This is a genomic window from Pseudomonas sp. P1_F1_2 (genome assembly GCF_056405815.1).
The window spans coordinates 41,682-52,596 of record NZ_JBFUBK010000038.1 but is presented as its reverse complement, the minus strand read 5'-3'; the positions used below and the strand labels follow the sequence as shown (position 1 = coordinate 52,596).

The 10,915-nt window shown below is 59.6% G+C and carries 9 protein-coding genes and 1 pseudogene; 3 read left to right on the top strand and 7 right to left on the bottom strand.

Annotated features, from left to right (window positions below):
- Positions 1–67: 67 nt before the first annotated feature.
- The 5 genes from AC1D2P_RS13680 to AC1D2P_RS13660 form a co-directional block, all read right to left on the bottom strand.
- The gene (locus AC1D2P_RS13680) at positions 68–2,497 is read right to left on the bottom strand and encodes a TonB-dependent siderophore receptor (RefSeq protein WP_477757740.1); all 2,430 of its coding nucleotides are present in this window, start codon (positions 2,495–2,497) and stop codon (positions 68–70) included.
- 237 nt (positions 2,498–2,734) lie between these two features.
- Positions 2,735–3,724: a FecR family protein gene (locus AC1D2P_RS13675; RefSeq protein ID WP_477811466.1), complete on the bottom strand. Its 990-nt coding sequence runs from the start codon at positions 3,722–3,724 to the stop codon at positions 2,735–2,737.
- Entirely contained in the window at positions 3,721–4,284 is a 564-nt protein-coding gene (locus tag AC1D2P_RS13670; protein ID WP_046026757.1) for an RNA polymerase sigma factor, read from the bottom strand. The genes AC1D2P_RS13675 and AC1D2P_RS13670 overlap by 4 nt, the downstream gene beginning before the upstream one ends.
- 336 nt (positions 4,285–4,620) lie before the next feature.
- Positions 4,621–5,028, bottom strand: a complete 408-nt coding sequence (locus AC1D2P_RS13665) for an HPF/RaiA family ribosome-associated protein (protein ID WP_046026758.1) — start codon at positions 5,026–5,028, stop codon at positions 4,621–4,623.
- Positions 5,029–5,242: 214 nt separating this feature from the next.
- The gene (locus AC1D2P_RS13660; RefSeq protein WP_477757738.1) at positions 5,243–6,190 is read right to left on the bottom strand and encodes a LysR substrate-binding domain-containing protein; all 948 of its coding nucleotides are present in this window, start codon (positions 6,188–6,190) and stop codon (positions 5,243–5,245) included.
- A 135-nt stretch (positions 6,191–6,325) separates the two neighbouring features.
- Here AC1D2P_RS13660 and AC1D2P_RS13655 point away from each other — a divergent pair, with 135 nt between their 5' ends.
- Complete coding sequence (locus tag AC1D2P_RS13655; RefSeq protein WP_046026760.1) at positions 6,326–7,702, top strand: L-serine ammonia-lyase; 1,377 nt, start codon at positions 6,326–6,328, stop codon at positions 7,700–7,702.
- Positions 7,703–8,119: 417 nt separating this feature from the next.
- Positions 8,120–8,437, top strand: a complete 318-nt coding sequence (locus AC1D2P_RS13650; RefSeq protein ID WP_046026761.1) for a DUF3509 domain-containing protein — start codon at positions 8,120–8,122, stop codon at positions 8,435–8,437.
- On the opposite strand, the gene AC1D2P_RS13645 is transcribed toward AC1D2P_RS13650, so the two are convergent.
- Complete coding sequence (locus AC1D2P_RS13645; RefSeq protein WP_109786087.1) at positions 8,434–8,934, bottom strand: phosphate-starvation-inducible protein PsiE; 501 nt, start codon at positions 8,932–8,934, stop codon at positions 8,434–8,436. The two genes, AC1D2P_RS13650 and AC1D2P_RS13645, sit on opposite strands and share 4 nt — an antisense overlap.
- A 364-nt stretch (positions 8,935–9,298) precedes the next feature.
- On the opposite strand from AC1D2P_RS13645, the pseudogene AC1D2P_RS13640 reads away from it, so the two are divergent.
- Positions 9,299–9,553: pseudogene (locus AC1D2P_RS13640) on the top strand (YebG family protein); the annotation flags it as partial.
- Between the two features lie 169 nt (positions 9,554–9,722).
- Here the strand turns inward: AC1D2P_RS13640 and AC1D2P_RS13635 are convergent.
- Positions 9,723–10,742, bottom strand: coding sequence for a Glu/Leu/Phe/Val dehydrogenase family protein (locus AC1D2P_RS13635; RefSeq protein ID WP_046026764.1), 1,020 nt, complete (start codon positions 10,740–10,742; stop codon positions 9,723–9,725).
- Positions 10,743–10,915 lie beyond the last annotated feature (173 nt).

The window sequence follows — 10,915 nt, the reverse complement described above, 5'->3', positions numbered from 1 at the left end:
AGTGCGCTTCGACACCTATTCCTGTGGGAGCCGGGCTTGCCCGCGATGAACGATGACGCGGTCTCGGTCAGAACTCCAAAGTGCTGGAAAACAACACCTGCCGCGAATCGCCCATCGACACAAAGAACCGGCTCGCCGCCGAGGTGTAGTAGGTGCGGTCGAACATGTTCTTCACGTTGAGCTGGAACTTGACCTTCTGCCCTTCGACCTTGGTGTCGTACGTGGCGAATGCATCGGCCACGGTGTAGGCCGGCAGGTCGAAGTCGTTGACGGCGTTACCCGCCCGCTCGCCGACATATCGCGCACCCGCGCCGACGCGCAACTGATCGCCACCGACGATGGTGCCGAAGTCATAGACCGCCGACAGCGAGCCGCTGTTCTTGGCGACGTTTTGCAGTTGCTTGCCTTTGTAGTCCGGGTCTTCGGTGACTTCGGCATCGGTGTAGGCGTAGCTGCCGATCATGCTCCAGCGGTCCGTGAGCTGGCCGGTCAAATCCACTTCCAGGCCTCGGGAACGCACTTCGCCGGCAGCACTGTAAATCGTCACCGGGCCTTCGGCGTTGGCCACCAGTACGTTGCGTTTCTTGATGTCGAACAGCGCGATATCAGCCGTGATGCGGCCCGGCATGTCGAGCTTGGCCCCAACCTCCCAGGACTTGGCTTCTTCCGGCGCAATGCTGCCGTCGAGCACGATGCTGCTGCCGCTCAAAGGCGCAATGGTGGAGTTGGGTTTGAACGATTCGGTGTAGCTGCCGTAGAACGACAGTTCGTCGGTGTAGCGGTACACCAGGCCCGCACGCGGCACCCATTTCTGGCCGTTGTTGTCCGTGTTGGCCTTGAACGGCACACCTTTGCCGGCGTACTGGTCGTATTCCTGGAAGCGCCCGCCCGCGACGAAAATCCATTGGTCGGTGAGGTGGATCGAGTCCTGAAGGAAGATCGAGTTGCTGCGCAATTCATCAGTTTGATTACTGTCGGCCGCACTGACGGTGGTGCCCGGCACTTCAAGGCCGTAGATCGGGTCGACGTAGCTGAAGATGCTCCGGCTTTTCTGGCGGATCAGGTCTTCGCGGTAAATCTTGCGGTACTCGTCATCGAGGCCGAACACCAGGTCGTGTTTCATCCCGGACCATTCGACATTGCCTTCGAGGTCGACGGTGGTGAAGCGGTCGGTGCTGATGGCGTTTTGCGTGCCGTCCATGCTGCGGGTCAACGTGCCTTTGTCGGTGTCGATGGCGGTCACGCGCACCTGGCTGGCGTCGTAGGTTTCACGGTTCCAGCTGTAGCCGAAGTGAGCTTTCCAGTTGTCGTTGAGCTCGTGATCGGCCTCGAAGTGGTAAAGGTCCGAACGGCCTTCCATGTTGTTGAACGGCTCGTCGAGGCGCAGGTTGCGCGAGATGTCCAACGGATGATTGGTGTTCGGATCGATGACTGTGCCACGGTCAAACGGGGTCAGAAACTCACGGTGTTCATAGGAGAACAACAGCGTGGTGCTTTCGCCGAACCAGGCCAGCGACGGCGCGATCATCGACTCGCGGTGGGTGCCGAAATTGCGCCAGTAATCTTCGTCTTCATGGTCCAGCACCATGCGATAAGCGAGGCCCGATGTGCCCAGTGCGCCGGTGCTGTCGAGGGTGCCACCGCTGCCGTTCTTGCCATCGTCGTAGGTCGAACCGCGCAGAGTCAGGGCGTTGTACTGTTCCAGTTCCGGCTTCTTGCTGACCATGTTGACCACGCCGCCCGGGTCCTGGATGCCGTACAGCAAGGACGCCGGCCCCTTGAGCACTTCGACGCGTTCGACACTCTCACTCAGGCCACGCCCCTGCACGATCGGCATGCCGTCGCGCATGATCGAGCCGTTGCGGTTGTCACCGAAACCACGCGTCATCACCGAGTCCTGGGTGCTCGCCAGTGTGTTGCCCTGGGTGATGCCGCTGACGTTGGCCAGCGCGTCATCCAGATTGCGCGGCACCTGATCGCGAATGACTTGGGCCGGGACCACATTGACGGTCTGCGGGACTTCCTGGAGCAAGGCCGAAGAACGCATCACCGAACTGGTGGGCGGCGGCTGATAACTCATGGATTGATCGGCCACCGAGGTGATGGTGGTGGCGCCCAGGTTCAGGGTGCCCGCCGTCGGCACCGGCTCAAGGATCAGGGTGTTGGGGTCGGTACGGCGGAAGGTCAGTCCCGAACCGCTGAGCAAACGCTGCAGGGCTTGTTCGGCGCTCAACGGGCCGTTGATCGCCGGGGCGGTGACGCCGTAGGGCGCTTCATCGGTGTAGACCACACTGATGCCGGTCACCCGGCTGAAGTCGCTCAGGGCCTGGGGCAGCGGTTTGGCGGCAATGGCGAAGTTGAACGGCGCCCGCTGTTGCGTGCTGCCCGTGTCAGCGGCCGAGGCGATGCTCAAGGGCAGCAACGCCAGCGCCGACATACTCAGTGCCGAGGCACCCAACCACTGTTTGACCCAACCCGATTTTGCCCTGGACTTCATTGCTCGATAGACCTGTGTAGAACCGCAACGGATGCGAATGACTCGCAGTTTCAGTCACTACACGGATGGGGCTTGGTTTTACCTCATCAAAATGTTGAAAATAATTTTTGTTCTGAAAGATGCGGTGTCTGATCGGTCCTCATCGCGGGCAAGCCCGGCTCCTACAGGGATCGGGTTCCTTCATGAGAATGCGGTCAAGTGTGGGAGCCGGGCTTGCTCGCGATGGGGCCAGCAGCTTTAACGCAAAATAATCAGCTGCCCCAACACGCTGTGCTGCTCAAACCCCAACACCCCTTGCAACGAACTCAACACGACCTGCGGATCCCTGCTCGGAAAGCTGCCACTGATTCGCCGCGCCGCCAGTTCATCATTGAGCAACACGATCCGCCCCGGGAAGTAACGCCCCAAATCCTGCACCACCTCGGCCAGCGTCGCCTTGTAGTAATTGAGCCAACCCTGGCGCCAGGCCAATTGCGCTTCGCTGTCCACCGCATGGGATTGTTGCGTTGCGCCGTTGCCATAGGCCACTTGCTGGCCGGCGGTGAGGATTTGCTGCTCCGCGTGCTTGTCCGCAGTCACGCCCACCCGTCCGGACAACACCGTGACTTGCGCCCCCTGCGGTTGCAGGCGCACTTCAAACTGCGTGCCCAGCACTCGCGCCTGCCCCTGTTCGGCATCGACCACAAACGGGTCGCCGGTGTGCGTCACGCTGAAAAATCCGGCGCCGCGTCGCAGCTGGACGCGCCGTTCACCGCGACTGAAATCCAYGGCAATGGCGCTGTCGGCATCCAGCGTGACTTGCGATTGATCGGCCAGTGTCACGGTGCGAATTTCGCCCGGTGCCGAGACATAATCGGCGCCCAGATCATCGACCCAACGCATCGGCTGCCAACCGACCCCTACGCCGATCATCAGCACCAGACACGCCGCCATGGCCAGCGCACCCGACCAGCGCCGCACGCTGTTGCGAGGCGATTGATTCATCGCATTGAGATAACCCTGCAAGGCCAATGCATCTTCATCGGCCAGGGTTCGCGCCGGCGCTTCGCTCAATTCCCACACGACTTGCGCCTGTGCATAAGCCTCGGCGTGGGCAGGATCAGCCTGCAGCCAGTGACTGAACGTAAGTTGATCGCCACTGCTGGGCTGGTCATGCAACAAGCTCAGCCAAGTGTAGGCGGCCTGCTCCTGAGCGGGCGTCGGGGTGACGCGTTCGGGCTGATTCACGGTGCTTTCCCTGGCGTGCGCATGGGCGATTCCTGCAGGCTGGCCTTGCAGGCATCGAGGGCGCGCATCATATGTTTTTCCACGGCGCTTTGGGACAAGCCCATGGCCTTGGCGATTTCGGCGTATTTGCGACCGTGGATGCGGTTGAGCAGGAAGATCTGCCGCGTGCGCTCCGGCAAGGCACGCAAGGCCGCTTCGACGTGACGCAAATCATTACCGGCTTCCAGCGCGGCTTGCGGTTCGCTGCCGTGGCTGTCTGGCGCCTCCGGCATCCAGCCTTCGTTGACCCGCACCCGCGTGCCTTCGCTGCGCAAATGGTCAATGGCGATGTTGCCGGCGCAGCGCAGCAAGTAAGTGCTGAGCTCTTCGACTTGTACCAGCGGCCGCCGCCAGAAACGCAGGAACAAGTCTTGCACCAGGTCCGCAGCCGTCGCCCGACACCCCACGCGCCGGTTCACCAAGGCTTCCATCTGCGAACGCTGGGAAAGGAACACCTGCAGGAAATGCGCGCGCGCCCCGCGATGTTCTTCGTCGTGTGGTTCGGGTGGGAGGGTGATCATCGGCTCAGCTCTGCGCAAACGTGGTGACGATAGAGGCACCAACGAGGGCGAGATATTAATGATAAATATTCTCATACGCAAAGAGACCCGATTGCCGGATCCCGTTTTACCGAGGAGGCATGAACCTGTTTCTGATGGTTCCCACACCTGCATGGGAATGCAGCTTGGGACGCTCCTCGTCCCAACAGCGGACGCAGAGCGTCCATCGAGGCGTTCCCACGCAGAGCGTGGGAACGATCAGTATCTGCGTGGGAACGATCAGAAATCAGTGCTCAAACAAAAACGGGCCTGCAATCGCAGGCCCGTTTTTTGGGGAGGGTAAAAGTGAATCAGGCTTCAGCCGTTTTGCGCTGCCTGTTCGTTCTCGAGAAATTCGTCTTCCAGCAGCGCATCGGCTGCGTTTCTCTCGAACGGCACCACCACGGCACGTGGTTTGCCTCGCAGTTTGCCGAACAGGTGCTCTAGCGCGTGTTCGAGTTTTTCGGCTGCACCGTCGATCGCCAGTTCCAGATTGGCGGCTTTATGGGTGACAGAAATCGGTTGGTGGCCTTTTGGCCTCGCTTCCAGTTGGCAGCGTATGTCGTGCGGTCCGGGCTTCTCGCCGTTTTCGTCCCGCAGGTGAACCTCGACGCGGGTCAGGTCCTCTTCATATCGTTCGAGCGTGCTCTCAATGGTCGTACGTACCCACTCCTCCAGTCGTTTACTGCCTTGAATATGGTTATCGCTATTGACTTGGATTTGCATAGTTCTTCCCTTATTTCAGCTAGCTCGCGAGAGGCCGGTCAGCTAAGCCCTTGGGCGTCATCACCGTGACCTCTTAACTACACAATCGGTCTGTACGCTGAACAATTCAACCCCTTAAAAAAGATAAATATCTAATCGCAAAAAAAGCCGGACAACGGCTAAAAGCGCTGCTAAGGTCGGGAGTTGGGTCGCTTCACTTCTTTGTCACAATTACTCACATCTGCTGCTCCGCCAGCGGGTGCACACTTCGAAATATTCCCGCCTCCTCCACCAGCCAGTCATGCACCGCGCGCACGCCCGGATGGCTCAAAGCGCCCGGCGTATACAGCAGCATATAGCGCTTGTGATTGGGCACCGTCAGCCCGAACGGCACGATCAATGTCCCTCGCTCCAGCTCATCGTTGAGCAGCGTACGCCGCGCAATCGCCACGCCCATCCCGGCGATGGCGGCTTCGATGGTCAGGTGATTGCGATTGAAGGTGTGCCCGCGCCGCACGTCCGCGCCCTCGAAGCCGATGGCATTGAGGTAGAACTCCCATTCCGCGTATTCGTAACTGCCGCGCCAGGCGGTGATGTCGTGCAGCAACGGGAAATGCATCAGGTCCGCCGGGCCATGCAGCGGTGGCCGCCCTCGCAACAGGCTGGGGGCACAGACCGGAAAGATCTGTTCGTCGAGCAAGGCTGTGGATAACAGGCCGGGGTAGCTGCCATCGTTCAGGTCGATGGCCAGATCGAAATCCCCCTCGTGCAGCGGCACGCTGCTGTCCTCGGCCACCAGGCGCAATTGAATGTCCGGAAAGCGCTGCTGCAAACGTGGCAGGCGCGGGGTCAGCCATTTACTCAGGAATGACGGAATCGAGCGTAACCGCAAAGTGCCGCTGATCATTCCGGCGTCCAGACGGTGTAATTCGGCATCGATGCTGCCGTACGCCTCGTTGACCGTAATGGCCAGACGCTGGCCTTCTGCACTCAGTTCCACACCGCGAGCGCGACGATGAAACAGGCGAAAACCCAAGCGTTCTTCCAGCTGCCGAATTTGCTGACTGACCGCCCCCGGCGTGATGTGCAGTTCTTCGGCGCAACGGGTGAACGACAAGTGCCGCGCGGCACAGGAAAACACGTGCAGCCAGACGTAGGTCTGGGCATGCAATTGACGACTCATCGTTTAGTCCTGCTAAAGGCTRTCTTAGGAAGTTTCGTTGGTCACGATGGACCGAGGGAGTCAGTATCGCCGAGATTGCGCTTGTCCTACAAAAATGGCAGCGATTTCTCCTCCATTACTTGTATAGGCTTTAGCATGGCTATCAGTGTTTTCGATCTCTTCAAAGTCGGCATCGGTCCGTCCAGCTCCCACACCGTCGGCCCGATGCGCGCCGCCGCGACCTTCGCCCAGACACTGATTGACCACGGTTTGCTGGACGCCGTGCGCCGGGTAGAAATCCGCCTGTATGGTTCGCTGTCCGCCACCGGCGTCGGCCACGCCACCGACCGGGCCTGCGTTATGGGCTTGATGGGTGAATGGCCGGACAGCATTGATCCGGGCAGCATCGACAGCCGAATCAACACGTTGCTCGAAACCGGTGAACTCGCGCTGGCCGGCAAAAGAACCATCGCCTTCAACTGGCAGCGCGATCTCTTGTTGCTCGATGAGAGCCTGCCCTATCACCCCAATGCCATGTCCCTGACAGCCTTCGGCGAAACCGGCGAATTGTCGGAGCAAACGTATTACTCCGTTGGCGGCGGTTTTATCATCGAAGCGGCGCAAGCCGAGTCCGGCATCGCCCCTGCCAGCGATGTGGTGCTGCCGTATGATTTTTCCAGCGCCGCCGAACTGCTCAGACTCTGCAACCAGCACGGCTTGCGTGTGTCCGAATTGATGATGGCCAACGAATTGGCCTGGCGCAGCGAAGCCGAGATCCGCCAGGGTCTGCTGCACATCTGGTCGGTGATGCGTGAGTGCGTCGAGCAAGGTTTACGTCACGAAGGCATCCTGCCAGGTGGCCTGAATGTGCCACGTCGTGCCGCGAAACTGCACCGCAGTCTGTTGGAAATCGGCAAACCGAATGTCATCACGTCCACCCTGTCGGCCATGGAGTGGGTCAACCTGTTTGCCCTCGCCGTAAACGAAGAAAACGCCGCAGGCGGGCGCATGGTCACGGCACCGACCAACGGCGCGGCGGGGATTATTCCAGCAGTGCTTCATTACTACATGAAGTTCAACCCGGATGCGTCGGACGATGACGTAGTCGCGTTCTTTCTGGGCGCGGCGGCGGTCGGGATTCTGTGCAAGAAAAACGCCTCGATCTCCGGCGCTGAAGTCGGTTGCCAGGGCGAAGTCGGTTCCGCCTGCGCGATGGCCGCTGCCGGCCTGGCCGACGTGCTCGGCGCCACCCCGGAGCAACTGGAAAACGCCGCCGAAATCGGCCTGGAACACAACCTTGGCCTGACCTGCGACCCGGTCGGCGGCCTGGTACAAGTGCCGTGCATCGAGCGCAATGCGATTGCCGCCGTGAAAGCGATCAACGCCACACAAATGGCCCTGCGCGGCGACGGTAAACACTTCATTTCCCTGGACCGGGTCATCCGCACCATGCGCGATACCGGCGCCGATATGCATGACAAGTACAAAGAAACTTCACGGGGCGGCCTGGCGGTGAGCTGGGTAGAGTGCTGATTGCACTGTCTGCGGTCATCGCTTCATTCTTGCCCTGAAACGGGCACACGCAATCGCACTTCGTAGCAGCTGGCGCAGCCTGCGTCCGGCTGCGAAGCAGTCGTTAAATCAGACGACGCGGTGTTTCAGAAAGACCGCATACCCAGGTTTTACGACTGCTGCGCAGCCGGACGCAGGCTGCGCCAGCTGCTACAGAGAACGGTGTGGTTTAGTGAGCTTGGATGAGCCAGGACGTCCGTCGCTTTTTTGCCGAGATAGTTGTTCGACAACTTTGTGCGRCATGCCCCTTGCTACGTCACCGATGAGGCAAATGGACTTTTGAAACCTCAGCGAGCGATCTGCCGATGGTCTGGTGGTGCGAACCAACCCGGACATGGCCGGTCAACAACTGCACGTTCAATCAAGCRGTGACGCATCATGGACAACCCCTTTCAGGTCATTACCGATGCCTTTGCACCGGATTACCAGATCAACCTGAGCATTCAGGGTCTGGACGGCAGCATCATGCTGACCCTTTCCAACGCGGGCCGCGTGGTCGCCAAACGCATGATCAGCGCCGACCAGCGCAATGACCCCAAACGCCTCAAACGCCTCGTGCAAAGCATCCAGTTCGGCATTGCCATCGAACAGGGCCACAGTGCCATGGCCATCCTCGAAGCCATGACCGACGGCGACGATCACACTTTGCCGCCGCCCTACATCAATGGCCAGCCCCGACACGCGGTCCGGCTCTAAAGCTCGCCCTTCTCCACTTCCGGATGCTCACCGGACCCCGCACCGATCTTGCGTTGCGGGTGTTCGATTTTCACCGAAGGAAACTGCGACGAAGCGTAACGCACCACCAGGATCGAAAACGCCAGCAGCAAAATCCCGCCGCACAGGTAGATGATCCCCAGGTCCGGCGGGTTATGGTGCGAGACGTTGGAAATCAGCAAGCGCGTCAGCGCGGTGATCGCCACGTAGATCAGGAAACGCACCGGCATGTGGTTGGTCTTGAAATAAATCCCGACCATCGCACCCAGTTCCAGGTAGATGAACAGCAGCAAGATGTCATCGATCTTGATGTGCCCTGCTTCGATCATCCCCATAAACTCCATCACCGCGGCATACGCGGTCACCGCACCGATGGCGAACAGCGCCAGGTAATGGAAGGTTTCGACGAACAGGTTGCCCAGGGATTCGGCCAGTTGGTGCACGTTCTGCCGCAGGTTTTCGGCCCAGTTGATTTTCACGATGATGCTTCCTTAGCTCGGTTCGAGCGGATGATGCGCGATTGACGTGACGGTTGTTCTGCATGCAGAAAAAAGGCCAGCCGCTCTCGGTGAGAAGATGATGAGTTGTTGCTGGACACTTTTGTGGTGAATTCACTGACGCCATCGCGAGCAAGCTCGCTCCCACAGGGGATCTGTGGTGTTCACAAAACCACTGTGGGAGCTTGCTCGCGATTGGGGACAACACGGTTCACCTGACAAACGCCAATTTCGGTCTACATTAAAAAGCCACTACCCAAAGCGCAGGGATTCGCTTATCCTTTTCGCTGTATATAAATACAGTGGTCGAAACAGACAACTATTGTGAAGGCATGTGAGGTGGTGAATGGCCGTCGAAGTGGTATACCGCAGCAGCCGAGATCTGGAGCGCTTGTTCATGGATAAAGCCGAAGCTGACCGTCATGACAAAATGCTCGAACTGGCTGAATTGCTGGCTGAAGTGTTGCAAAAAGCCGTTCCGTCCCTGACCGAGCAGCAAGTGGAAGAAGCCGGGATTTACATGGCGAAGAATCGCGATGTATTTGCCAAGGCGTTCAAGAGCCAGCCGGATGCCTTGTCCGAGCTGCTGAATGCGCCGGCTGAAGTCATTGAAACGGCCGAAGCTGTCGAAGTGGCTGTTGAAGCGCCTGACGCTGCGCCGACCAAGCCAGCCAAAGCGGCCAAGGCACCGAAGTAAGAAACACCCGAATTGAATAGGCCCTGAGTCGAATGACTCAGGGCCTTTTTCATGTCTTGGGCAATAGCAGAATTCAGCGGTACAACACTTTCTCCGCCAGTTCGTCCGCCACCCGCGCAGGCGAGCGTTTTTCCGCCTGGGCATGGGCGAAGACTTCGGTCAGTCGCGAGGCGATTTTCGACAGGTGCGCGGTGATGGTCGTCAGCTCTTCGCCACGGTGCTTGAGCGAAACGTAGATCAGCCCGCCCGAATTGATCACGTAGTCCGGCGCATACAGGATGCCGCGTCGCTCCAGTTGATCGGCGACTTCCAGGTGCGTCAGTTGATTGTTGGCAGAGCCGGCCACCGCCGAGCAGCGCAGTTGTGTCACGGAGTGGCTGTTGAGCACGCCGCCCAGGCCACACGGCGCGAGGATGTCACACGGCGTGCTGAGCAGTGCGTCGTTGGCAATCGGGTGCGCGCCCAATTGTTCCATCGCCAGTTGCACCTTGCCGTGATCGATATCGCTGACCAGCAGTTCAGCGCCTGCCGCATGCAGTTGTTCAGCGAGCGCGTAACCGACATTGCCCAACCCTTGGATGGCCACACGCAGGCCCTCCAGATTATCGCTGCCCAGACGGGCCATCGCGGTCGCTCGAATGCCGGTGAACACGCCCATGGCGGCATGCGGTGCTGGGTCGCCCGCTGACGTGGTGCTGGTGACGTGTTGGGTTTGCTGGGCGATGCAATCCATGTCGGCGACTGAAGTGCCACTGTCGATAGCCGTGATATAGCGGCCGTCGAGCTGGTCGATGCAGCGCCCGAAAGCTTCGAACAATGCACCGCGATTTTCCACATGGGCCGGGCGAACAATCACCGCCACGCCGCCGCCCTGGGCCAGACCGGCCAGCGCAGCTTTGTAACTCATGCCTTGTGCCAGGCGTATGGCATCCTCGACCGCCGATTCGTCGCTGGGGTAGGCAAGGTAACGACAGCCGCCCAGGGCAGGTCCCAGCCGGCTGTTATGAATGGCAATCACCGCCTTCAACCCGGTGACCGGGTCGACGCTCAGATGCAGCGATTCAAGGCGAGTGCTTTGCATGAGAGCGAACATCGTGGGGCTCCCGAATCACTTCTTGTAGTCGCCAGTATAGGCTTGCGCCCAAAAATTGCAGAAGCGCACCGGAATAAGCGGCGCTACTTTGCAGGCTTTCGGACATAACCTGAAACCGCATGTGTGCAGCACTGGACGAATGCCGGAGACGGGGCTAAAACGAGGCATCCGCC

Bases quoted from the DNA above. Each gene is read 5' to 3' on its own strand.
- AC1D2P_RS13635 (WP_046026764.1), bottom strand. From the start codon at position 10,742: ATGTTCGCTCTCATGCAAAGCACTCGCCTTGAATCGCTGCATCTGAGC.
- AC1D2P_RS13650 (WP_046026761.1), top strand. From the start codon at position 8,120: ATGGACAACCCCTTTCAGGTCATTACCGATGCCTTTGCACCGGATTAC.
- AC1D2P_RS13660 (WP_477757738.1), bottom strand. From the start codon at position 6,190: ATGAGTCGTCAATTGCATGCCCAGACCTACGTCTGGCTGCACGTGTTT.
- AC1D2P_RS13670 (WP_046026757.1), bottom strand. From the start codon at position 4,284: ATGATCACCCTCCCACCCGAACCACACGACGAAGAACATCGCGGGGCG.
- AC1D2P_RS13655 (WP_046026760.1), top strand. From the start codon at position 6,326: ATGGCTATCAGTGTTTTCGATCTCTTCAAAGTCGGCATCGGTCCGTCC.
- AC1D2P_RS13665 (WP_046026758.1), bottom strand. From the start codon at position 5,028: ATGCAAATCCAAGTCAATAGCGATAACCATATTCAAGGCAGTAAACGA.
- AC1D2P_RS13680 (WP_477757740.1), bottom strand. From the start codon at position 2,497: ATGAAGTCCAGGGCAAAATCGGGTTGGGTCAAACAGTGGTTGGGTGCC.